The sequence below is a fragment of the Chelativorans salis genome, assembly GCF_025336525.1.
Lineage (GTDB): Bacteria > Pseudomonadota > Alphaproteobacteria > Rhizobiales > Rhizobiaceae > Chelativorans > Chelativorans salis.
This window is the reverse complement of the sequence record NZ_JAOCZP010000001.1, coordinates 749,449-771,872: the sequence shown is the minus strand read 5'-3', so window position 1 is coordinate 771,872 and position 22,424 is coordinate 749,449. Positions and strand designations below refer to the sequence as shown.

Here is a 22,424-nt window from a genome sequence, read left to right as displayed (position 1 = left end):
TTCAGGCATCCTTGAAGTCGGTTTGCGCCACGCCATTGTCGAGATCGATGGTGGTGCGCAGGTTCAGACGCTCCGGCGCCGGCGTCATGATCAGCACCGCATCGATCTCGATCTTCAGGCCTATGCTCTTGTCGCCGAAGCCGACGGTGACCTTCGTCGACCCCTCCTTCAGACGCGGCTCGAAGGTGGTGAGAATGTCGCGGATCTCGCGCGCCAGCGCCTCGCGGTCGAAATCGCGCGAGGAACGCCCGGAGAAGGAGGGCATGCCGTAGTTGATGACGCTGCGCCGAACCTCCGGGAAGCCCTCTAGCGTCAGCAGGTCCTCATCCGCCTGTGCGGCCTCCTGGGCGGACAGAAGCGGAACCGACTGAAAGCGCTCGGTATTGAACAGCGCTTCGATGTCACGCCGCACCGCCTCCCTCAGCACGCTCGCCGAGACCACGATGCCGCGGCTTTCAAGCTCGGCACGGCTGCGCTCCAGGAATGCGAGCCGCTGCAGGCGCCGTTTCTGCTCGGCCGTAAGCTCCGGATCCGCTTCGATCGCGCGCAGACTGCCGGACGAGAGCGCGTCGAGCCGCGCCTCGCCCAACTCCTCGCCGAGCGTCCTGCGCATCGCCTCGATTTCCGAGGACAGCCCAGGCAGATCGTTCACGAGGCGGTCCCAAAGTGAGGGCTGGACCGCCTCGCGTGCTGCTCGGGGGCTGCTCGTCGTCTTCATCATCCGGATACCGCTTGTCCCCTAGACGCCGACATGCACGTCCATCTCAACCTCGTCGGAGTCGTCATAGGTGAAGTTGATGACCTTATAGGCGAAGCCGATGCGCTCCTCGATCAGGTCCGGCTCGTCCTCGCTCGGCCGCATCTCGTAGTCGACCACCGAGGCGTCGGTGAGGGTGATGACGAGATAGTCGCTGGTCGCCTCTTCGATTGTCCGGCGGGCGGAGAACTTCACCTCGTCCAGCTTCTTGTTCTGGAAGAGCGCCTGCTTCAGATAGGGCGAGGACTTGTCATAGTGCTTGACGAACTTGATCATGCCCAATGCCACCCGACCCCGTCGCGAAAGCGAGTTGGGATCGTGCGGCGCCTTCATGTCGAACTCCACCCCGTGGATCTCGATCTCGTCTTCGTGGCCGTCGCGAACGCTCGGGCCCGTAATGTCCGGAACCTTCAAAAAACCATCGATCTTCATTTCCGCTCTCCACTGTACTCAACTCATTCACGACTTGACGGAAGGCAGCTCCGATACGAGCCGAAGCGACGCATTGATCCCCTCGAGCTGGTAGTGCGGGCGCAGATAGAAACGGGCGTTGTAGTAGCCGGGCCGTCCCTCGACACTGTCGACCTGGACCTCGGCCGCCGCAAGCGGGCGCTTGGCGCGGGCCTTGTCGTCGGCGAAGGCGGGGTTGGCGAGGACGTAGCGGTTGATCCACTCCGTCAGCCAGATCTCCATATCGGAGCGTTCCTTGAACGAGCCGATCTTGTCGCGCGCAATCGCCTTCAGATAGTGGGCGAAGCGGCAGACGGGGAAGAGATAGGGCAGGTTTGCACTCAACCGTTCGTTTGCCTGGGCGTCCGTATCCACCAGACGACCGGCCCGCTTGTCGTCGTCCTGCAGCGAGTGGGCGCCAATGAAGGCGGCGAGGTCCGTGTTCTTGCGGTGCAGGATGGGCATCAGACCCAGCTTGGCGAGCTCCGCCTCGCGCCGGTCGTCGATGGCGACCTCCGTCGGGCACTTCATGGCTACCGAGCCGTCATCTGTCGGGAAGGCATGAACGGGCAGGTTCATCACCGTACCGCCGTTCTCCACGCCGCGGATCTGGGTGCCCCAGCCGAACAGCTTGTGGCTGCGGTTGATGTTGACGCCCATGGGGAAGGCGGCATTCATCCAGACATACTTGTTGTGGTCCCCGTGCACCTCTTCCTCGAAGGAAAAACCCTTCACCGGAACGGTGTCGGCGCCATAGGGAAGACGGGCGAGCACGCGCGGCATAGTCAGACCGATGTAGCGCGCGTCTTCGCTCTCGCGCAGCGATTGCCAGGAGGCGTAGGCCGGCGAGGAGACGATCTGCTGCAGGTCCTGCGGGTTGGGCAGTTCCTGCCAGGTCTCCATGCGGAAGAGGGTGGGCGAGGCTGCGGCGATGAAGGGCGTATGCGCCGAGGCGCAGACGCCCGACATGTTGCGCAGAAGGCTCACATCACGCGGATGGTTGGAGAACTCGTAGGCGCCGATCAGGCAGCCGAACGGCTCGCCGCCGAACATCGAGTACTCGTCCGTATAGATCTTCTTGAAGACCGGGCTCTGGTCCCACATCTGGCCTTCATAGTCTTCCAGCGTGTCGGCCAGCTCCCCCTTGGTGATGTTCATCACCCGGATCTTCAGCTTCTGATCCGTTTCGGTGTTGTTGACGAGATACCAGAGGCCCCGCCAGGTGCCTTCCATCTCCCGCACCTCTGGCGCATGTAGGATCTCGTTCATCTGCGCCGACAGCATCTGGTCAATGCCGGCGATCAGAGACTTGATCGACTTGATGGCATTCGAGGAGATCGTCGCTGTCTCGGAGCGCGAGCGCGCCGCAAGGGCAAGGTTGCGGACGAGCTGCTGCAGCTTCTCGCTATCGTCCTTCTTGACGCGGAAGTCCTTCTCGAGAAGCTCGCTGAATTCTCCGAGGTCCACGGCCTCGGTTTCGGCTTCGGCGACGGCTGCTGTTTTCTGCTGCTCGGCCATGGCTTATTCCTCAACCTTGCTTTGGTCTTCCAGCGCCTGGCTGGCGATCTGGCCCAGAAGCGGTTCGTTGTTCAGCAACTGTGCGATGCGCTTTTCCGCATCGACCCGGCCGTCCATAAAGCCGAGGAGTTCGACGAGCTGCCGGCGCATCTTCAGGATCTCGGCAAGCTGCGGCACCTGTTCGGCGATGCGGTCGGGTGCAAAGTCGCCCATGTTGGAGAATGTCAGGTCGACCGCAAGCTCTTCCTCGCGCTCCTCTCCCTCGGGCTGCGGGAGCACGTTCTTCACGCGCGCCTTCACGCGCGGCCCCAGCGCCTCCATGAATTTCGGGAAACGCCCCGCGTCGGTCTCAACGAAACCGCGGTCCTGTACCGATTTCTGTGCTTCGCGTGTCTCCGATGCGCCCGCGAGATCGGCGATCACGCCCATAACGAAGGGCAGTTCGATCGTGGTCGGGCTGCCATAGTGCTCCACCTCATAGGCGATCTGCACCCGCGGCGCGCGGTTTCTCTCTATGACCTTGGCCTTGGTTTCACTCATGGTCTGCTACCTTTCGTCTTTCTGAGCCGTCTTTCTGTTGTCGGGGGTGCCGGCGAGAAGACGGAATTCCTTCAGCCCCGACGGCGCGAGGTCTTCCATCAGCTCGAGGAAATCCATCGGCACCATCCGCCGGATGCGCCGGGCCAGATGCGGGATCGGGCTCGATGGCTCCGTGCGGTCATAAAAGGCGATGACGAGGTCGAGGCATTTGACGACGTCTTCCCGCGAGTTGATCCGCGACGGGAGCGGCGCGCTTCCCCCTGTATTGGCCGCCGCGGCCGTTTGGTCCTGTCCGTTGGGCCGCATCACTTCCGGAGTGGCCGGGAGATCGGCGGTTTCCGAATTGCGGGATGCGGCGGTGCGCTCAAGCGTCGTGAGCACGCGTTCCATGAACTTGCGCAACTCCGGAGCGACGGCGACCTCGGCTTCAAGCCGCGACTTGAGTGCGGCCCCGATTGCATCCAGGGCGGTGAGCGTGTCGCGGATGTCGGCGACAAGCGAGGTCATCTCCTCGCCTGCCTGATCGGCCTGTGCAGCGCACCCACCGCGCACGCGCGACAGAAGCTGCTCGTGCGCGCTGGCAAGTTCGGCCTGCTCCGCGCTGTTGAGGCCCGATGCCGCTTCCTGCAGCACCGTGCGCTCGTCGAGTGAACCCTGCTCCAGGTCGCGTCCGCTGATCGGTCCGATGCCGCGCGGGGCGAAGAACGTTCTTTGCCTGAGGTTCGCCAGCAGCCCGGTTTGGCTGTTCTGCAGTTCCAGAAGTGCGTTTGTACGGCGCAGCGCAGCCTCGCGCGGCGGCGCATTGGACCGCAGCGCCGGGTGCACCGTGTCCCAATGGGTTTCAATTGTCTTGGCAATAAGCGTCAGGCCCTGCGTGAGGCCGGCAAACCCTTCTTCGTTAGCGAGGGCCTGCGTGAGGAGGACGAGCAGGCGGAGGTCCCGGCCATGCGCCCGCAACTCCTCCGTTTTTTCCAGCACGGCCGCCCAGTCGACGGGGATCGTCATCTGGGAGGAGGGCTTGTTGCGCTCGTCGTGAACTACCTCGACCTGCGGCTCCGCGAGGCGTTCCAGCTCGTGGAAGCGCGGATCGTTGCGCAAGTCTTCTCCCGACGGATTCTCACCGTCCAAAGGACTCAGCCAGAGAGCAAGATCAATCACGCCAACCCCCTGCGCCCAGGTTCGAGGCCGGGCATGCGCTACTTTAGCACATGATTTTCCGTTGTAACAATTCAGCAGAATCCGAAAAGGAACAAGATTACGCAATTGAGTTCATGAATGTATCTTTTTGAACGATTGCTGCGCCGCACACATATCTTTTGGATGTAATAATTTACAAGAAAGGCTAAGTTTTATGATCTGCATGTAAAGTTTCGCAAGTGAGTGGATTTATGAGGAATCCACATACAACATGCGGAGAATCCATAGAAAAATCTCTTCATCATCCGGCGAACTCCCGTAACTCTCCCGATCTCGCTTTGTAAAGTCCGGTTTGTATGGCAAGTTATTGCCCAGCCAGTCCGATCAGGAGCAGGTCCGATGGAGGCCAGTGGCACGCGCAGGTCATCGCAGAGCGTCAAGCGCAAGGAACTGGTCGGCAAGCTCAATCCCACCTGTCTGCGCGCCTTCAAGGCGGCGGCCGAGACAGCCAAGCTGCGCGGCAATCCCTATGTCGAACTCGTGCACTTCGTCGAGCAGCTCACGCTGTCGGACCGCTCGGACGTCCAGTTCATCCTGGCAGACACCGGGATCGATGCAGGTAGGCTCGCCGCCGACCTCACCCGCGCGGTGGACAAGCTGCCCTACGGCGCCACGTCGATCGAGGAATTCTCCGACCATATCTTCCACGCCATACAGGAGGCCTGGAGCCTGGCCACGCTCGAGTTTGCGGCCGGCGAGGTACGCAGCGGCCATATCCTGCTTGCCTGCCTGAGGACGCCCGTCCTGGAAGGCCTGTTGTCGAAGATCAGCGGTGAGTTCGACAAGATCGACGCAGACACCGTCATCACCCGCTTCGCCGAGGTGGTGGAAGGTTCACTGGAAGGAACTGCCGGCGACGCCGCTCCGGAGCAAATGCCGAAGCGGCGGCCTGCGGGCGGCGAGTCGGCGCTGGCGAAATATGCCACAGACCTGACGGAGCGGGCGAAGAGCGGCAAGATCGACCCGGTCGTCGGTCGCGACCCCGAGATCCGGCAGATCATCGATATCCTGATGCGGCGCCGCCAGAACAACCCGATCCTGACCGGCGAGGCCGGCGTGGGGAAAACGGCCGTCGTCGAGGGCTTCGCCCTGCGGATCGCCGCAGGTGACGTTCCGCCAATGCTCAAGGATATCAGCCTCAGAATGCTCGACGTCGGGCTGATGCAGGCTGGAGCCAGCGTGAAGGGCGAGTTCGAAAAGCGGCTCAAGGCGGTGATAGACGAGGTGCAGTCGTCCGAAACGTCCATCATCCTCTTCATCGACGAGGCGCACACGCTGATCGGCGCCGGCGGTGCTGCTGGCACGGGCGATGCCGCCAATCTTCTGAAACCGGCGCTTGCGCGCGGCGAGCTGCGTACCATCGCCGCCACCACCTGGGCGGAATACAAGCAGCACATCGAGAAAGACCCCGCGCTCACCCGCCGCTTCCAGGTTGTGAAGATTGAGGAGCCGTCGGAGGCGGCGGCCGTGCTCATGCTGCGTGGCGTGGCGGGTATCCTGGAAAAACATCACCAGGTGCAGATCCTCGACGAGGCCATCGAGGCGGCGGTCGCCCTTTCGCACCGCTACATCCCGGCACGGCAGCTGCCGGACAAGGCGGTGAGCCTGCTGGACACCGCCTGCGCACGCGTTGCCGTCTCGCAGCACGCCACGCCGGCGGAAGTGGAGGACCTTCTGCGTCGCAAGCAGGCGCTGGAGGTGGAGGGCGGTATCATCGGGCGCGAGGCGGCGATCGGCATCGAAGTTGCCGACCGGCAGGCGCGGGTCGAGGCCGGGCTTGCCGAAATCGAGACGTCCCTTGCCGCCGCGCAGGAACGCTGGGAGCGTGAAAAAGCGCTGGTGGAGGAAATCCTTACACTTCGCGCGCGGCTTCGCGGCGAGGGCGTGGCGCTCGACGAGGCAGAGGCCGAGAGCGAGGCCCCGGAGGCGGAAGAGCCTGGAGACCCAGCGACCGAGTTGCCACCGGCGGAGCCGGCCTCTGCGCAGGCGGCTGCCGACCCTGCGGCCGATCTTGCGCGCTTGCGCGAGCTCATGACCGAGCTTGCCGAGGCCCAGGGCGAGACACCGCTGATCCTGCCTTCGGTCGACCGCAACGCGGTTGCCGCGGTGGTGCAGGACTGGACCGGCATCCCGACCGGCCGCATGCTCACGAGCCAGACGGAAAAAGCGCTGCGCCTCGCCGCCATACTTTCGGAACGCGTTGTCGGCCAGGATCATGCCATGGAGATGATCGCCAGACGCGTGCAGACGAGCAGGGCGGGGCTCGGCGCGCCGGAAAAACCGGTCGGCGTCTTCCTCCTCTGCGGCCCATCGGGCGTCGGCAAGACCGAGACAGCGCTGGCGCTCGCCGAGACGCTTTACGGCGGCGAGCAGAACCTCATCTCCATCAACATGTCGGAGTTCCAGGAAGCGCACACGGTCTCCACCCTCAAGGGCGCGCCTCCGGGCTATGTTGGGTACGGCAAGGGTGGCATCCTGACGGAGGCGGTACGCCGCCGGCCCTATTCGGTCATCCTGCTCGATGAGGTCGAGAAGGCACATCCCGACGTACACGAGATCTTCTTCCAGGTCTTCGATAAGGGAATGATGGATGACAGCGAAGGCCGGCGCATCGATTTCAAGAACACGCTTATCCTGCTCACGTCCAATGTCGGCTCCGAGGTGATCATGGATCGCACGGGCAACGGGCAGAAGCGGGCGAAGATGGAGGATCTCGACAAGGCTTTGCGTTCGCCGCTGCTGAAGGTTTTCCCGGCGGCCTTTCTCGGCCGGGTGGTGACGATACCCTATTACCCGTTGTCGGATGCGATGATCGAGGCCATCACCAGGCACCACTTCACAAAGGTCGCCCGGCGTCTGCGCGAGACCTCCGGGGCGGAGCTTATCATCGGTGACGGCGTGATGGATCTCGTCAAAGCGCGCTGCACCGAGATCGAGTCCGGCGGACGCATGATCGACGCAATCCTAACGAACACGCTGCTGCCCGAGCTGAGCCGTGGGGTCCTGAACCGCATGCTCGACGGGCAGTCCATCACCCAAGTGACGGTCGGTGCTTCCGATGGCGGCTTCACCTATGCGTTCGATTGAGACGACCGGTGCCGACCGCCGTATCACGCGCAATGTTGCGGCGCAGGCGGAAGGGTGCGATCGCACAGCCGCGCGCGAGCACCCGAAAAAATGGCAGTGAACGCATGCCGTCCGGGAGATAGACGGCGGCGGGTGGGGTGGAATGCACATGTCGAAGGCGGGCTTTGCAAATACCGTGTCGTTGACCTTCGAAAGCTTTGGCCTGAGCCATAGGGGCCGTGTCCGCCAGATCAACGAGGACGGTTTCCTCATGGATCCGGCCAGCGGCGTCTGGCTGGTCGCCGATGGTATGGGCGGCCACGACGCGGGCGAAGTGGCTTCGGCCAGCATCGTCGAGCAGATGAGCGGTTTGACCGCCGTACACTCTGCGCCGGAACTTCTGGCCCAGTTCGAGGATCGGATCGCGCGCGCTCACTCCAAAATCCGTCGACTGTCGACGGCAAGGGGCGGTGTTACGATCGGCTCCACGGTCGCGGCTCTCCTCGCCTTCGACGGCCGTTATGCATGTTTGTGGTCCGGCGACAGCCGCATCTACCTTGTCCGTGACGGTGCGATCACGCAGGTCTCGCGCGACCACAGCGAGGTGCAAGAGCTTCTCGACAGGGGCATGATCGATCCGGCGGAAGCCCAATCCTGGCCGCGCCGCAATGTCATCACGCGGGCGATCGGGGTTACTGAGGATGTCGAGATCGACGCCATGCAGAGCGAGACGCTGCCCGGCGACGTCTTCGTGCTGAATACGGACGGGCTGACAGCCCATGTGAGCGACGAGGAAATCCGGGAAGCAGTGACGGGACATAGCGCCCAGCAGTCCTGCGAGCACCTTCTCGAACTGGTGCTGTCGCGCGGCGCGACAGACAATGTGACAGTTGTCATCGTCAAGGTGCACGAGGCGGAGACGACGAGGAGAGGCACCAATGGCCCGTTCTAAGTTCCGGGAGCGGTTCCTGCGCGATGTCATCTGACGAGAAAACCCGCATCATGCCCGCGATGGCGAGCGTTACGCTGGGCACCCAGTTGAGCGGCATCTACGAGCTCGACGAGCGACTAGGCTCCGGTGGCATGGGCGAGGTCTTCCGCGGGCACAATATTCAGACCGGGGACCCGGTCGCCATCAAGATCGTGCTGCCCGAATTCGCGCGCGACCCCGCCATCCTCGCGCTCTTCAGGAAGGAAGCCTCCATCCTCAACCATCTGTCGCACGAGGCCATCGTCCGCTACCACGTCTTCACGATCGACCAGGGCATCGGTCGCCCCTATCTGGCGATGGAATTCGTCAACGGAAAGCCGCTCGCGGAGGTCCTGCGCCAGGGAGCTATGCCGCCCGAAAGGGTTTGGAGATTGCGCCGACGCGTTGCCGCAGGTCTGGCCGCAGCCCATGAGGCGGGCGTCATCCACCGCGATCTTTCGCCCGACAACATCATCCTTCCCGGCGGAAGCGTGGAGAAGGCCAAGATCATCGACTTCGGCATCGCACGCTCGGCGGTGGTGGGCGGCGGGACGCTTCTTGGCGGGAAATTCGCCGGCAAATACAACTATATCTCGCCCGAACAGCTTGGTCTTTTCGGCGGCGAGATCACAGAGCGGTCCGATATCTACAGCCTCGGCCTCGTTCTCGCCGCCGCCCTACGCGGCAAGCCGATGGATATGTCCGGCTCACAGCTCGAGATAATCGAAAAGCGCCGGGACATTCCCGACCTGAGCAGCATCGATTCCGATTTCCGGCCCCTGCTCGAGACGATGCTGCAGCCGGACCCGCGAGATCGTCCGCCGAGCATGCAGGAGGTCGCCGATTGGCAGCCGAGTGCCGACCGCGCCCATCCCGCTGCGCCGGTAATGCCGCCCTTTGCACGGAATGGCCCAGCACCGGCGCCCCCATCCCGACGCCGGCGCGGTGGTGCGCTGGCTCTTCTGGCGCTCTTAGCCGCAGCGGTGGTCTTTGCCGGAGCATATTTCGGAGGGCTGTTCGAGCCTTCGTATCAGCAGGAGGCGACTGGGGAGCCGGCAGTCCTGCCTGATCCACCTCCGGCGGTACCGGAGGGGCCCGACACGCCCCCCAGCGGCCCGGCCGCGGGGGAGGCGGACGAGCCCGCTCAGCCACCGCCGACGCAGCCGACGCCTGACGAAAATCCGGGCACGGTCGACCAGGCGGAGAACCGGCTTTCCTGGCTCAGAAGTTATTCCGGCGGCGACTGCTTCTATGTAACGGCGACCTCGGCCTCGGCGACGGAGCTGGAGGGCTTCGGCAGGAATGTGGAGCCGTTCGTCGAATTGCAAGCGGCATACGAGAGCACTTTCGGCATCGAACCCGAGGTCGGCGTACGCTTGATCGAACCCGAGCAATGCATCGTCACCGACCTCCTGCGCGAAATGGCCAGTTTGCCGGCACGGGCGCCGGAATTGGCGCTGCGGCAGATGGCGCTTCCGAACGGCGCGGAGATACGCGGGCAGTTGCAGGGCCTCGGCGGGCGCAAGGCCGACGTCATCCTGGTCGACCACCGGGGGATGGCCTACAGCTTGAACAACAGGCTGAAGGCTGGGGGCGACGCAGCGACGTTCAGCATCAATATCGGATTGACCGCGGCCGACTTAGCGCGAGGGAAGCCGGCACCTCAACTGATCGTCACCCTCGCCAGTCCGGACGGGATTGAGGCCGCGGAGTTCACGGCGCCGACGCCGGCTGCCGATCTGTTCCCGCGCATCCTGACGGAGGTCCGCGCACGGCAGTCGAACGGAACCGCGGTGGCCAAGTATTTCCGCCTCGGAGGGTGAATGCGGGCGGTCAGTTGACGAAGAAGAAGGTGAAGCCGAAATCGACAGCCGTCTCCGTGCGCCCGATTTCCTCCGCCAGCGCGGCAAAGTAGGTCTCCGCCGTTTCGCCCTCGTGGGATGCGAAGGTTGTCAGCGGAACGTCGCTGGCGACGGCAAGAAGAAGCTGCACCGTCTCAACCGGCCCGCGCGTCAGCGTCATCGGCGCCTCGAAGCCGATCTCGCCCGCCGCCCCTTGGAACAACTGATCGATTTCCTGGACCTTTCCCTCGTCGTCGATGACGATCAGGTAGAGCATCCCGCGGCGCAGGTTGCCGACTTGGCCGGAGAGATAGGTGCCGCTCCTGATACTCTGCGCTTCGAGGCGGATTGAAAGGCCGGGAGTGGGGTAGGCGGCAAGTCCGCGCGCAAAGGAGAGGGCGCGACATTGATCGGGCGAGACGGAATGCCCGCTCGGCTCGACATCCACGCCGGTGAGAGACGCCAGCTCTGCCGTAAAGCGCGATACTTCGGCGGGTTTCAGCGCGAAGCCATCGATCGTCACCCGACCTCCTTTCCCGCGGGAGGGCAGCGCGAGGAAGCAATTGTCCGCGTCGTAGCCGGCCAGATACTCCAGGACCTGGGTGTACGGATCGACCTCCTGCACTCGCGCAGGAGGAAGCGGCTTCGGCGGTACGACAACGGCCACCGCCTCGGTGGTCCCGCTGCTCGGGCTGGCGCTTTGGGCTGATGGTACCTCCCGCTCGGCGGGCGCAACCACCGTGACCCTTTCTTCCGCGGCGATGGCCGGAGCGCCGCCTCGATGGCGCACGGCATCCGCCCCAGCCGGCGGGAGAGCCCGCGCGGCAACCTTCTTCTCGGCCGAGGCGTGCGGTGGTTGCGCGCCCGCGGCACTGGTGGCGACCGGCGCGGTGCGGTTGGGCTGCTCGGCAAGCGGGACCGAGGCTATCACCCCGGGGGCCGGACTTTGCGCGATCTCAGCCCCCCCGGCGGTTCGGGCATCCAGGACCGCCGCCTCTCGGTCCGCCCGGGGTGCAGCCGCCGATGCCGCGGTCGAGGCCCGCACCGACCCGCCGGTGGCGCTGGGTTTGAGGACCGGCGAGGCCTCACCAGGCGGCGGCTGCGCAGCGCGAGGTGCTGCAGCACTTTCCCGCGCCACGCGACGTTCAGATATGGCAGCGGCTGGAACCGGATCCGCCTCGGTTCCGCCGATCTCCCGGCCGGCGGCAGTCGGCGACAGCGCGGCCGAGGCGGTGGTGGCCGGCCGCAGGAGATCGGCTTCCTCACCGCCCGTGCGTGCCTTTGCGATTGACTTGAGCGTGCCGCCCTCGGCGGCCACCGTTCCGGCCGCCTCCACCGGTCGGAGCGCCATGCCGCTGTTCACGCTTTGCGGTAGGCTGGAAGGCATGGCATGCACGGCGATCATCGTCTCTCCCTCCGCGGCCCGGTTCGGGGCCGGCAGCAGGACCAGCCATGCAGCCAGAGAGCCATGGATGGCGAGCGAGGCGGCTGCCGCAAGTCCCCAGATGGCCAGGTCCGGCAACGGTCTCATGGCCGCTCCGCCTCCTCTTGCGGCTGGCGCACCGTCACGATCCTGATGGGGGCGCCAGCCTTGCCGGCCTCGGCGACCACGCCGAGGAATTGCGCCGCCGGCATGTCCCTGTCGGCCAGCACGTTGAGGAAGGCAGCGTCCGCCGCTGCTTCGCGGATTCTGTCTACCAGCGCCTCGCCGTCGACACGTGCGCCATCGAGGAACGCGCCGCCTTCGGTGACCAGCAGTAGAGGTCGCGGCAGCCGCTCCAGCGGCAGGTCGGCCGTCACCGGCGCCTCGGCCTCGAACTCGCTCTGGCTCACCAGCGTACCGGCGGCCAGGTAGAACAGAAGGAGCAGGAAGACCACGTTCACCATTGTGAGCGAGAAGTCCGGCTTCGGCCGCCTGCGAGGTGCGGGAATGTGGCTCATTGGCGCCCGCCCCCCGAATTGATCAGCGTGACCTCGGCAGCCGCCCCCATCTTGAGCACCTCGAGCACCGAGACCATGTCCTGCACGTTCGCCGTCGCGGTCGGGATGACCAGGTATCGGTCGATGTCCTGCTGGCGGAGTTCCTCCACCGCCTCCTTCAGATCGGTGATGGCCGTCCGCTCGCGGCCAAGCGTCACGTAGCCGTGGGAGACGCGCAGCACGACCGGTGCCGCCACCGGGATCGCCTCCTGCGGCCGGCTTTCCGCCCCGCCACCGTGAAACACGCCGCCGAGGGGGATCAGCGAATAGGGCGCCACTTGCGAGGACAGCATGAAAAAGATGAGCAGCAGGAACAGAACGTCGATCAGCGGCGTCAGCGCCAGAAGGGGGCGTCGATGGGGCTCCTTCGGCAAAAGCATCGCAAGACCCGTCCGCTCCGCCACCCGGAATCAGCCGAAGGAGGGCTGGGGCGGCATGCCCACCGGCGCCGCCGGACCCTCGGGCGCCGGCTGGCCTGCAATGCCGCCTGCCCCGCTGTAGAGCACAGCGCCGATCGCCGCTTCCATCGTCGCGCGCTCCGCGTCGACGCGCGCCTCCAGCCAAACCGAAACGAAATAAAAGGGAATCGCTACCGTCAGCCCGGCCGCGGTGGTGAGCAGCGCGGTCCAGATGCCTGTTGCAAGCGCTGAAGGGTCGACCGCTCCGCCGCTCGCCGACAATTCGCCGAAGGCCGAGATCATGCCGACCACGGTGCCGAGCAAGCCGATCATGGGGGCTGCCTGGGCGACCGCCTCGAGCACGCGCAGGTGCCGAGACATCGTCGCGAGTTGGTCGAGTGCAGTCTGGGTGGAAAGCTCTCGCGCCCGCTCCCGGTCGGCCGGGGCGTCGAGGAAGGAGGCCATCGCTGCCGCCACGGCGGCAGCGGCTGGCGAGTTCTCCGAGCGCGCCTCGTCCAGTGCCTGCGCCCTGTCGCCGGCGGCCCAGGCGGCCACGGCGCTGCGTGCGCCGCGCGTGCGGCCGACGCCGATACGCGCGAACTGGACCACCTTGAAGATCGTCACCGTGGTGGCGATGACCGAGATGACAAGCAGCGCGGCCAGGATGGGACCACCGGCGGTGGTGAGCTGATCGGTCAGGACGTCAATCATGCGGGCCTCCCCGGCGGGTGCTACCAGCCAAATGCGATTGGGGTTCTGGTCGAGGTCTCGAGCGCATCAAGGCATATAGGGGAATCGGCACCATCCACGCGGCACCTGGTGACCTCGTTGATGAGCAGCCGTGAGATGTCCGAACATGGCTGCTCGGGCAGATCGAACTGCATCACCTTGGTCTTTCCGGCCGGGAAGCCGCCGAACTGGAAAACCAGCGACTGCGCCACCTTGCCGTTCCCGTCGAAGGTGAAGACGTCGTAGGAAGTCTCCTCCAGCGGCACCCCCGTGCCATTGTAGGCGACGTAGACGAGACGGCAGCCGGAGCCGACATCGACCGCATCGTTCAGCTCGATCGAGAAGCTCTTCTCTTCTGACGAGGCCCCGCTCGGGCCCGCCAGAAGGCATATGAGGACTGCCGCGGCAGACGTTCTTGCCCAGGACATCGGTTCTGCTCCAAGCGACCCTGGTCCGGTCCGGCCCAAGTGTAGCCTCCGCCGCCACTGACACAAACAGATTTCTGACGCGGCCTGCCTAGAGCGCCGTGCGTCCATTCGGACGCTACACAAGGACGCTCTAGCACCTTGAATCTACGCATCGTGCTTTCCGAAACCGATTCGGGTTTTCGGGCCGATGCGCTAGTGCCGGCATTCCGGCCGCCTCCTTGTCTTGCCTCCGGCATGGGTATATCCTTCGTCTTTATCCACGAAACCTGCCGCCTGTCACGAGAGGGGTGGGAGTTGGAACGGGTTGAGGTAAGCTGTGGCGGCCGTATCGGCCTCGACACGTGCGAGGCAGACGGTACGACAGCGCCTCGCGCAAAGCAGCGCTTCCAGCCACGCAGTGCCGCCCTCTTCGTCTTCCTGACATTCGCCCTTTGTGCGCTTGCCGCCGGCATGATGCCGGCCCATGCCGAACGCGTGGAGGGGCGGCGTGCAGCACTCGTCATCGGCAATTCGGCCTACAGCGCGCTCACGCCGCTGCCCAATGCGGTCAAGGATGCGCACAGGGTCAGCGACGTGCTCGCCAGGGCGAATTTCGAGGTCACCATTGGCAATGACCTGGACAAGGCCGGGCTCGAACGGACGATACGCGATTTCCTGCGCTCGCTCGACGACGGCGACGTGGCGCTGTTCTATTACAGCGGGCACGCCGTGCAGGTGGCGGGCGAAAACTTCGTCCTGCCGGTCGATGCCAGCCTGTCCTCCTCCTACGACCTGGAGGTGGAGTCCTACAACATCTCCAACCTGCTCGACTACATGCGGCAGACCTCGTCGCTGCAGATCCTGATCCTCGACGCCTGCCGCGACAACCCGTTCAGGAGCGAGTACTACTACACCGGCGACAAGAAGGTGGACGTCAAGGGCAACAAGGGGCTCGCCTCGCTCACCCCGCGCCAAGGCTCGCTCATCGTCTATTCCACCGCGCCCGACCAGGTCGCCTATGACGGGGCGGGCGAGCTGAGCCCCTTCACCGAGTCGCTCACTGACCACATCCTGACGCCCAACAAGGAGGTGCGGCAGGTGCTGACGGACATCCGCTCCGATGTCATCGCCCGCACCAACGGCCGGCAGGTGCCCTGGGACGTGTCGAGCCTCACCTCGCAATTCTACTTTGTGACCAAGCAGAATCTCCTCGTCATGGGCGAGAGCCTGACGGAGGTGCGCGTCTCGCCGCAGGCAAGGCGCGTGGAGCTCGACATTCCGCCGCCGGTCGCCAGCGGGGGCATGGTGCTGACCGCAAGTTTCGACCAGGCGCCGAAGTCCGGCACGCTGATGCTGGACGACCGCAAGATCGAACCCGGCGCGCCGATCGACATGGAGCGGCTCCACGACGTGGTCTACATCGCGGAATCGGAAGAGCCTTCCGTCGAGCTTATCCCCTACACCGTCGCCTCCGCCGACGGCCACAAGGTCAGCGGCGCCGTGGCGATCGTTTTCGATCCCGAGCTGCCGCCGCCGGGAGAAGCCAGCGGGGTTCCGGTGGCTGCGCAGGAGCCGGAGAAAGCGCCTGAGGCCGAGGCGCCGGTGCAGCTTGCGCTTGCCACCAATGTCGGCACCGGCTTCCTGACGATCTCCGACGCTATGCCGCGGACGGAAAAGCTGTCCCAGGGCTGGTATCGGATCAACGAACGCTCGCCCTCCGCACAGGTCGCGCTCGGCTCCAGGATGCTTTCGGAGGGTGACCTCGTGAAGTCGGAGGAAGTCGCCCAGCTTGCCATCCGCCCCTCGCTCAGGATCGTCGACACCGATGCCAGGGTGGTGCTGGAGCCCGTCGGCCGGTCGGCCGCCGAGGCCCCGGTCGTCATCAACGTCAACGCCTCGGTCAACCGCTGCGACGAGCTGGCGGGCGACGCACTCGACATTCAGGGCGTGGTGGATGGCGTCTACCCGAACGATATCCGCGTCGAGGAGGCGCTGGCCGCCTGCCGCGAGGCGGTGGCGGCCTCGCCCGGTGTCGCCCGCTTCCATCACCAGCTCGGCCGGGCGCTTTATGCGAGCGGGGACTATGAAGCGGCGATCGCCGAGTTCGAGACGGCGCACGCGGCCGGCCACGTCCGCTCCGGTCAGCTCCTCGGCCGCTTTTACCAGCTCGGCGCGGGTGTCGAGAAGGATCCCGAAAAGGCGATCCCCCTCTTCCAGACCGCCGCCGACCGGGGCGATGCGTATGCGCAGCACTCGCTCGGGAAGGCCTATCTCGAAGGCAACGGTGTGCCGGAGGACGATCGCCGCGGCATCGAACTCCTCACGCGCGCCGCAGAAGCCGGGCACACCTTCGCAATGAACCAGCTCGGCGCGGAGTATCTCTACGGCAACCGGGTGGAAAAAGACGCCGAGCGGGCGCATCGCTATTTCCGGGAGTCCTATGAACGGGGCGATGTCTGGGGCGCGATGAACCTCGCGCTGCTCTATCGCGACGGAGAGGGTGTCGAGAAGGACACTGACCGGGCAAAGGAACTCCTGACACAGGCGCACGAAGGGATGCATCCTTATGCCGGGCGCTTGCTGGCACTGATGTTGGTGGACGAGGGAAGCACCGACCAACGATCCCTTTTTCAGCTGTTCCGCGAGAGTGCGGATCGGGGCGATGCGACGGGCGCCCTTTATGCTGCCGACATGATGCAGCGGGATCGCAGCCTTATGGCTGAAGAGGGGGAGGATATCTGGCTGCTGGCCTTTGCGCTGAGCCGCAACGCCGGGGCCGCATCCGAAAGCGCGAGGGATGCGCTGACGGCAATGTCCGGAAGGCTTGTGAACAGCGAGATTCAAAGGACGCTGCTGCGTATGGGAAGCAGGGACGTTCAGGTCGACGGCGTGCTCGGGCCGAGAACACGACAGGCGGCGGAGGCTATCCTCGGCCGTCCCGCTCCGCAGGCGCCCCATGAGCTTCTTTCCGAACTGGTCGCGCAGGAATGGATTTCGTCAAGGCCGCGCCTCGACATGCTGTGAAGGGCGGGAACAGGAGATTGGGATGCGTGGATATATGATGTTGATTGCCGGGACGGCGATGATATTGAGCGGCTGCGAGACGACGCCCTGGCCATTTACGCAGGCCGCCAACCCACCACCGCCACCTCCCGCGGCGCAGGCACCCGCCACGCAGCAGCCCCAAGCGGCAGCGCGGACGGCCGCTCCAAGAAACCCACAGCCAACGCCGGCGCAGGCTACCACACCGGCACCTCCGTCACCTTTGATCAGACTCCCTTCTCAAAGCGACGGTGGGGGTGGTAGTTGGAATTGATAACCTGATCTGACCGGTCTTCTGTTTGAACATCGGCGGCAGTTGGTAGGAAGCGGACGGCGGCGTTCGGCCGGCACATTTGCACATGCCGGTTCCCCCGAACCAAGTCTCACCACAACGCGGACCAAGGCCAGCATTCTGACGACTGCGGATTCGGCTCTTGCGCCGGCGCCGGCGCGGTAGCTTTCACGCACCTGATCGCCAATGCGGCGGTGCGGCCTCGCCGATATCTTCTCTCAGCATGTCGAGGAACAGCCGGCAAGGCGGTGAGAGCGATCGGCTCCTTTTGGTGACGATCGCGACCGTTCGTGTAACCACCGGCTCGACCAGCGGCCGTATCGCCAGCCCTTCATGCGCGCGCAGCCGCGCCATCTCATTCGGCAGAATGGTGACCCCCAGCCCGCCGGCCGCCATCCAGGCGGCCGTGTCGAGAAAGCCGACCTCATGGGCGATGTGCGGCTCGATCCCGACCTTGGCCAGCGTCGAATCCAGCATCTGGCGCACGCCGTAGCCGGGCCGGAAGACGATCAGCGGCACGCCCCGAAGTTCGGCCCAGCGCACCTCCTTGGCCGCCGCAAACGGATGATCGTGGGCACACACTATCTGCATGCTGTCTTCCAGGATCGGTTCCGCGTTGAACTCCGACCCCACCGAGAGCGGAATTCCGATGCCGAACTCGACCCGCTCGGACAGGATGTTCGGCAGGAACTGGTTGGGCGCGCAGTCGTCGAGCACCAGCTTTATATTGGCGTAGCGGCGGGAGAACCGTTGCGCCGTCTTCGGCAGGAGCGTCATCGCCGTCGCCGGCGTGGCGGCCAGGTGCACGCTGCCGCGGTTTCCCTCCGACAGGTCGCGAAAGTTACTGCCCAGTGTCGCAACGTCCTGCAGGATGCGCTCGGCGATGCCGTAGGCCTCATCCGCCGCCCTGGTCGGCACAAGTGAACGCGTCGTGCGGTCGAACAGCCGCGTGTTCAACGTCTCCTCGACTTGCCGGATGAGAACGCTGACAGCGGATTGCGTTACCCCCAGCTCCTCGGCGGCGGAGGCAAGCCTGCCTCTGCGGTAGACGGCCGCAAAGGCGCGAAGCTGTTTCAGAGTGAGCTGGTTCTCGATGTCCACACTTAAAGTCGCTTTATGAATGCTCCTTAATTTTTCGATTTTATTTAGAATAGGAATGGTCTTCAATACCCTCGCGCGTTGCCGCGAGCCGTCGCGCCCGGCGGCCCGGCAGCACCACAAGGGAGGAGTTGCCATGAACTGGCGTCGCTTGATTGCGCTGGCCGCGGCTGGTGCCTTGAGCCTTTTGGCCTCTGCGGCCACGGCGGCCGATCGCTATACGCTCGGCACCAACCCGCAGGGCACGATCTACTACACGATTGGCGGCGGCATCGCCGCCGCCCTTCAGGAGAAGCTGGGCAAGCAGGTCACCGTCCAGCCCTACACCGGCTCGTCGGTCTACCTGCCGCTGATCGCGGCCGGCGAAGTGTCCATGGGGCTGAATTCGAGCCTCGATCTCGGCGGCGCGCGCGCCGGCGAGTTCGGCGAGCCGATGAAGGATCTGCGGGTGCTGGCCCGTGTCTGGCCGCTGACTGTGGCGCTCGTCGCCCGCAACGATCTCGGCATCACCAAAATCTCGGAGCTTGAAGGCAAGCGCGTGGTGACGGAACTGAGCGCGCTCAAGGCCATGAGCACGCTGTCGAAGACCATCCTCGAACTGTCCGGGCTCAGCGTCGACGACGTCGAGGCGGTATCCGTCGCGGGTCTCGGCCCCGGCATGGAGCAGCTTACGGAGAACAATCTCGACGCGACGCTGATCGCCGTCGGCATACCGCTGACCCAGCAGGCGCATGCCTCGATCCCCGGCGGCATCCGCTATCTCGACATCGACGGCGAGAACGCCACGTCGGAGAAAGCCGACGAGCTCTATTCGGGCCTCTATCTCACCGATGTGGAGCCGAGCGGGCGCCTGCCCGAGGTCACCGAGCCGGTGACGGTCGCCGGCTTCGACGTGTTCCTGACGGTGAGCACCGATATGCCCGAGGAGGACGCGACGGCCATCTTGGAGGCTTTCTATGAGAGCCTGCCCCAGCTCAAGAAGGACTATCCGCCGCTCGGCGGTGCGGCGCAGGACAAGATGTCCATGCCCACCAACACGGTGCCCTATCACGAGGCGGCCGTGGCGTTCTTCAAGTCCAAGGATATGTGGAGCGAGAAGAACGAGGCCCGCCAGCAGGCCCTGACGCAGTAGCGGCAAGGGACAGGTGCCATGAAGGCGTCCCATCTGACGGTGCCGATCACCGTCATCGGCATCCTGTGGCTGCTCGATCTCCCGCGCCGCCTGGGCCTGCTCGTCATCACCGAGCAGTATCTCGCGCTGATGATTGGCCTGGCGGTCCTGGCGGGGCTGGTGGTCGCGCCGCTGAAGGGACGCCTGCATGTTGTCGACTGGCTTTTTGGCCTCGCCTGCCTCGCCGCATGGTGCTGGCTTGCGTGGAATTACGAGGTCTGGCTGCTCGATCCGGTCAACCGCGGCCCTGAGAAATGGGTGCCGGCGGTGGTGGCGATCGCCGGCGTGATAGAGGCTACGCGGCGCCACTGCGGCATGGTGCTGGGGGCACTGGCGGTGGCCTTCATCGCCTACGGGCTTTTCGGTGCATACGCACCGGGCATCTTCGAGGCCGCGGAACTCGCGCCGGAACGCTTCATTCTCTACCTTTATTCGGACACCAACGGCATTCCCGGCCTGGTGCTCGGCGTCGGCGCCACTCAGATCCTCGGCTTCATCGTCTTCGGCGCGGTGCTGAACGCGGTCGGCGGCAGCCGCGTGCTGACGGACCTGGCCATGGCCGCCATGGGCCATCGCCGGGGCGGGCCGGCCAAGGTCGCCATCCTGGCATCGAGCCTGTTCGGCACGCTGTCGGGCTCGACGGTCGCCAATGTGATGAGCACCGGCGTCGTCACAATTCCCATGATGAAGCGCTCGGGCTTTCCCGCCCGCTACGCCGCGGCGATCGAGGCCGTCGCCTCGAACGGCGGCCAGATCGCGCCTCCGGTCATGGGCGCGACCGCCTTCGTCATCGCCGAGTTCCTGCAGGTTTCCTATGCGACCGTGGTGCTGGCGGCGCTGCTGCCGGCGGTCGCCTACTATCTGATGCTCTATCTGCAGGTCGACCGCTACGCTGCCGTGCACGGCCTGGAAGGCACGCCGCGCGCCGAGCTGCCGCCGCTGGGGGCGAGTTTCGCCAAGGCGTGGCCGCTGCTTATGCCGCTCGGCGTGCTGATCTGGTTCCTGTTCGGCCTCGGCTACGCGCCCGGCAAGGCGGCGCTCTATGCCGCCTTCGTCTCCTATGGGCTCTATCTCGTCACCGCCCCGCGCGCCGCGCCGCGCCTTTCGCTGCTCGGCGTGATTGCGCAGAATGCCGGCGTCATCCTGATCCCGGTGCTCCTGGTCTGCGCCATCGCCGGCATCATCATCGGCACGATCAACATCACCGGGCTCGGCTTTGCGCTGACCTTGGCACTGGGCAGGATCGCCGAGCTCGGTGGCGTGCTGGCGCTTCTCGCCGTCACCGCGCTGATCGCCATCATCCTCGGCGTCGGCATGCCGACCACGGGCGTTTACGTGGTGGTCTCGGTGCTGCTGGCGCCGGCGCTGGTGAAGGCCGGCATCGGGCAGATGTCGGCGCATCTGTTCATCTTCTATTTCGGCCTGCTTTCGATGCTGACCCCGCCGGTGGCGATCGCCTCCTATGCCGCGGCCTCACTGGCCGAGAGCGACATGTGGCGCACTGGCGTGACGGGCATGCGGCTGGCGGTGGTCGCCTATCTCATCCCCTTCGCCTTCGCCTTCAACCCGGCGCTGCTGCTCGACGGCACGTGGCTCGAAATCACGATCTCCTGCGTCAGTGTCGGGGCGGCCGGCATGATGCTTGCCGAGGTGCTGGCCTGGAGGGGTGCTTATGGCGGCGGGTGGCGCCGCCTCGCCATGGGGACCGTCGCGCTCTTCGTCGGCGCCAGCAGTGCCGCCTTCGGAGCCGCTTCGCCGGCCGCTGCCGCCACGGCATTTGCAGGCGTAGCGGTCGTCCTCGTCACCCGCCGTTTCGTCGCCGGTGCGCGGCCCCCACAGCGGCCCGCAACCCCGAACGACCCTCCCAACCGAATGGAGCAGATATGACCGAGAGGCACCCCAACCCGCCCTATAAGCGCATCGCTGCCGAGGAGGCCTGGGCGCCGGCGGAGCTTATCAGGCTCTACCGCAAGGAGATCGAGGAAAAGGCGGTTGCCGATCCGGGCTTCCACAGCCTGTGGGGCTTCTTCTCCGGCGCTTCGGAAAAGGCGCAGGCGCACAACCGGCGCATCCAGGACCTGGGTGAGGAACGCATCCGCGACATGGACGATTCAGGCATCGACATCCAGGTCGTGTCGCTGACCTCGCCCGGTGTACAGATCTTCGATCCGGCAACCGCTACCTCACTTGCCGAGCGCTTCAACGACGAACTGGCCGAAGGGATCGCGCGCCATCCCGACCGTTTCGTCGGCCTTGCCGCCTTCTCGCCGCTCGACCCGGCAAACGCGGCGAAGGAGCTGGAGCGGAGTGTGAAGAAGCTCGGCCTGCGCGGCGGCATCCTCAACTCGCACACGCTGGGCACCTATCTCGACGACGAGCGCTACTGGGAAATCTTCGAAGCGGCCGAGGCGCTGGACGTGCCGATCTACCTGCACCCGCAGACGCCACCGGCCAACATGATCGAGCCCTTCCTGGAGCGCGGGCTGGATGCCGCCGTCTACGGCTTCGCCTGCGAGACCGGCCTGCACGCGCTGCGCCTCCTGGTTGCCGGGCTGTTCGACCGGTTTCCCCGCCTGCAGATCGCCCTCGGCCATTGCGGCGAGGCACTGCCTTACTGGCTGTCGCGCATCGACTATATGCACGGGCACATCTCGGTCTCGCGCCGCTATCCGAACGTCCGCCCGCTCAAGCGCAAGGCGAGCGACTATCTGCGCGAAAATTTCCACTACACCTCCAGCGGCGTCGGCTGGGCACCGCCGGTCATGTTCGTGCGCGAGGTGATCGGCGCCGACCGAATGATGTATGCCATGGACTATCCGTGGCAGTTCGTGCCCTCCGAGGTGGGCGAGCTCGAGGCCATGCCGATCGGCGAGACGGCCATGAAGCAGTTTTTCGAGGACAATGCGCGCGCGCTGTTCAAGATCACGGCACCTTAGCGCGGGCCGAACTCTCGTGCGCTTCGACGGCG

The 22,424-nt window shown here is 65.2% G+C and carries 18 protein-coding genes; 7 read left to right on the top strand and 11 right to left on the bottom strand.

Annotated features, from left to right (window positions below):
* Position 1: 1 nt before the first annotated feature.
* Genes tssE through tssA form a run of 5 tightly spaced genes read right to left on the bottom strand, consistent with a single transcriptional unit; the run spans position 2 to position 4,423 of the window.
* Positions 2-721, bottom strand: coding sequence for a type VI secretion system baseplate subunit TssE (gene tssE, locus N5A92_RS03730; protein ID WP_260900497.1), 720 nt, complete (start codon positions 719-721; stop codon positions 2-4).
* Positions 722-739: 18 nt separating this feature from the next.
* Entirely contained in the window at positions 740-1,189 is a 450-nt protein-coding gene (locus N5A92_RS03725) for an Hcp family type VI secretion system effector (RefSeq protein WP_260900496.1), read from the bottom strand.
* 27 nt (positions 1,190-1,216) lie between these two features.
* Positions 1,217-2,725 carry a type VI secretion system contractile sheath large subunit gene (gene tssC, locus N5A92_RS03720; protein ID WP_260900495.1) on the bottom strand — a complete coding sequence of 503 codons (1,509 nt, stop codon included), beginning with the start codon at positions 2,723-2,725 and terminating at the stop codon, positions 1,217-1,219.
* A gap of 3 nt (positions 2,726-2,728) precedes the next feature.
* A complete protein-coding gene (gene tssB / locus N5A92_RS03715) occupies positions 2,729-3,265 on the bottom strand; it encodes a type VI secretion system contractile sheath small subunit (RefSeq protein ID WP_260900493.1) in 537 nt (178 codons plus the stop codon).
* Positions 3,266-3,271: 6 nt separating this feature from the next.
* Positions 3,272-4,423: a type VI secretion system protein TssA gene (gene tssA, locus N5A92_RS03710; RefSeq protein ID WP_260900992.1), complete on the bottom strand. Its 1,152-nt coding sequence runs from the start codon at positions 4,421-4,423 to the stop codon at positions 3,272-3,274.
* A 378-nt stretch (positions 4,424-4,801) separates the two neighbouring features.
* Between tssA and tssH the strand changes: the two genes are divergently transcribed.
* The 3 genes from tssH to N5A92_RS03695 all read left to right on the top strand — a co-directional run bounded on the left by tssH (position 4,802) and on the right by N5A92_RS03695 (position 10,321).
* Positions 4,802-7,549: a type VI secretion system ATPase TssH gene (gene tssH, locus N5A92_RS03705; protein WP_260900492.1), complete on the top strand. Its 2,748-nt coding sequence runs from the start codon at positions 4,802-4,804 to the stop codon at positions 7,547-7,549.
* Between the two features lie 142 nt (positions 7,550-7,691).
* Positions 7,692-8,480 (top strand): PP2C family protein-serine/threonine phosphatase, encoded by a 789-nt coding sequence (locus N5A92_RS03700; RefSeq protein WP_313958379.1) that lies wholly within the window; start codon positions 7,692-7,694, stop codon positions 8,478-8,480.
* Between the two features lie 23 nt (positions 8,481-8,503).
* Complete coding sequence (locus N5A92_RS03695) at positions 8,504-10,321, top strand: serine/threonine-protein kinase (RefSeq protein ID WP_260900491.1); 1,818 nt, start codon at positions 8,504-8,506, stop codon at positions 10,319-10,321.
* A 10-nt stretch (positions 10,322-10,331) separates the two neighbouring features.
* Here the strand turns inward: N5A92_RS03695 and N5A92_RS03690 are convergent, their stop codons facing one another.
* The 5 genes from N5A92_RS03690 to N5A92_RS03670 are packed head-to-tail and all read right to left on the bottom strand — an operon-like array spanning position 10,332 to position 13,874.
* The gene (locus N5A92_RS03690) at positions 10,332-11,870 is read right to left on the bottom strand and encodes a hypothetical protein (protein WP_260900490.1); all 1,539 of its coding nucleotides are present in this window, start codon (positions 11,868-11,870) and stop codon (positions 10,332-10,334) included.
* Positions 11,867-12,280, bottom strand: coding sequence for a biopolymer transporter ExbD (locus N5A92_RS03685; protein WP_260900489.1), 414 nt, complete (start codon positions 12,278-12,280; stop codon positions 11,867-11,869). The genes N5A92_RS03690 and N5A92_RS03685 overlap by 4 nt, the downstream gene beginning before the upstream one ends.
* Complete coding sequence (locus N5A92_RS03680; protein WP_260900487.1) at positions 12,277-12,699, bottom strand: biopolymer transporter ExbD; 423 nt, start codon at positions 12,697-12,699, stop codon at positions 12,277-12,279. The genes N5A92_RS03685 and N5A92_RS03680 overlap by 4 nt, the downstream gene beginning before the upstream one ends.
* 30 nt (positions 12,700-12,729) lie before the next feature.
* On the bottom strand, positions 12,730-13,428 hold the full coding sequence (locus N5A92_RS03675) for a MotA/TolQ/ExbB proton channel family protein (RefSeq protein WP_260900486.1): 699 nt from the start codon (positions 13,426-13,428) through the stop codon (positions 12,730-12,732).
* Positions 13,429-13,448: 20 nt separating this feature from the next.
* On the bottom strand, positions 13,449-13,874 hold the full coding sequence (locus N5A92_RS03670) for a hypothetical protein (RefSeq protein WP_260900485.1): 426 nt from the start codon (positions 13,872-13,874) through the stop codon (positions 13,449-13,451).
* A gap of 138 nt (positions 13,875-14,012) precedes the next feature.
* On the opposite strand from N5A92_RS03670, the gene N5A92_RS03665 reads away from it, so the two are divergent.
* The gene (locus N5A92_RS03665) at positions 14,013-16,877 is read left to right on the top strand and encodes a caspase family protein (RefSeq protein ID WP_260900484.1); all 2,865 of its coding nucleotides are present in this window, start codon (positions 14,013-14,015) and stop codon (positions 16,875-16,877) included.
* A 478-nt stretch (positions 16,878-17,355) separates the two neighbouring features.
* Here the strand turns inward: N5A92_RS03665 and N5A92_RS03660 are convergent, their stop codons facing one another.
* The gene (locus N5A92_RS03660; protein ID WP_260900483.1) at positions 17,356-18,288 is read right to left on the bottom strand and encodes a LysR family transcriptional regulator; all 933 of its coding nucleotides are present in this window, start codon (positions 18,286-18,288) and stop codon (positions 17,356-17,358) included.
* A 133-nt stretch (positions 18,289-18,421) separates the two neighbouring features.
* Here N5A92_RS03660 and N5A92_RS03655 point away from each other — a divergent pair, with 133 nt between their 5' ends.
* Genes N5A92_RS03655 through N5A92_RS03645 form a run of 3 tightly spaced genes read left to right on the top strand, consistent with a single transcriptional unit; the run spans position 18,422 to position 22,392 of the window.
* Positions 18,422-19,417: a TAXI family TRAP transporter solute-binding subunit gene (locus N5A92_RS03655; RefSeq protein WP_260900482.1), complete on the top strand. Its 996-nt coding sequence runs from the start codon at positions 18,422-18,424 to the stop codon at positions 19,415-19,417.
* Between the two features lie 18 nt (positions 19,418-19,435).
* Positions 19,436-21,343: a TRAP transporter permease gene (locus N5A92_RS03650; protein ID WP_260900481.1), complete on the top strand. Its 1,908-nt coding sequence runs from the start codon at positions 19,436-19,438 to the stop codon at positions 21,341-21,343.
* Entirely contained in the window at positions 21,340-22,392 is a 1,053-nt protein-coding gene (locus N5A92_RS03645; protein ID WP_260900480.1) for an amidohydrolase family protein, read from the top strand. Before N5A92_RS03650 ends, N5A92_RS03645 begins: the two co-directional genes overlap by 4 nt.
* Positions 22,393-22,424 lie beyond the last annotated feature (32 nt).

Excerpts from the sequence above, each read along its gene's own strand:
- N5A92_RS03645 (WP_260900480.1), top strand. The coding sequence starts at position 21,340 with ATGACCGAGAGGCACCCCAACCCGCCCTATAAGCGCATCGCTGCCGAG.
- N5A92_RS03675 (WP_260900486.1), bottom strand. The coding sequence starts at position 13,428 with ATGATTGACGTCCTGACCGATCAGCTCACCACCGCCGGTGGTCCCATC.
- tssC (WP_260900495.1), bottom strand. The coding sequence starts at position 2,725 with ATGGCCGAGCAGCAGAAAACAGCAGCCGTCGCCGAAGCCGAAACCGAG.
- N5A92_RS03670 (WP_260900485.1), bottom strand. The coding sequence starts at position 13,874 with ATGTCCTGGGCAAGAACGTCTGCCGCGGCAGTCCTCATATGCCTTCTG.
- N5A92_RS03650 (WP_260900481.1), top strand. The coding sequence starts at position 19,436 with ATGAAGGCGTCCCATCTGACGGTGCCGATCACCGTCATCGGCATCCTG.
- N5A92_RS03690 (WP_260900490.1), bottom strand. The coding sequence starts at position 11,870 with ATGAGACCGTTGCCGGACCTGGCCATCTGGGGACTTGCGGCAGCCGCC.
- tssE (WP_260900497.1), bottom strand. The coding sequence starts at position 721 with ATGATGAAGACGACGAGCAGCCCCCGAGCAGCACGCGAGGCGGTCCAG.
- N5A92_RS03725 (WP_260900496.1), bottom strand. The coding sequence starts at position 1,189 with ATGAAGATCGATGGTTTTTTGAAGGTTCCGGACATTACGGGCCCGAGC.
- N5A92_RS03695 (WP_260900491.1), top strand. The coding sequence starts at position 8,504 with ATGTCATCTGACGAGAAAACCCGCATCATGCCCGCGATGGCGAGCGTT.
- tssH (WP_260900492.1), top strand. The coding sequence starts at position 4,802 with ATGGAGGCCAGTGGCACGCGCAGGTCATCGCAGAGCGTCAAGCGCAAG.
- N5A92_RS03685 (WP_260900489.1), bottom strand. The coding sequence starts at position 12,280 with ATGAGCCACATTCCCGCACCTCGCAGGCGGCCGAAGCCGGACTTCTCG.
- N5A92_RS03680 (WP_260900487.1), bottom strand. The coding sequence starts at position 12,699 with ATGCTTTTGCCGAAGGAGCCCCATCGACGCCCCCTTCTGGCGCTGACG.
- tssB (WP_260900493.1), bottom strand. The coding sequence starts at position 3,265 with ATGAGTGAAACCAAGGCCAAGGTCATAGAGAGAAACCGCGCGCCGCGG.
- N5A92_RS03655 (WP_260900482.1), top strand. The coding sequence starts at position 18,422 with ATGAACTGGCGTCGCTTGATTGCGCTGGCCGCGGCTGGTGCCTTGAGC.
- N5A92_RS03700 (WP_313958379.1), top strand. The coding sequence starts at position 7,692 with ATGCACATGTCGAAGGCGGGCTTTGCAAATACCGTGTCGTTGACCTTC.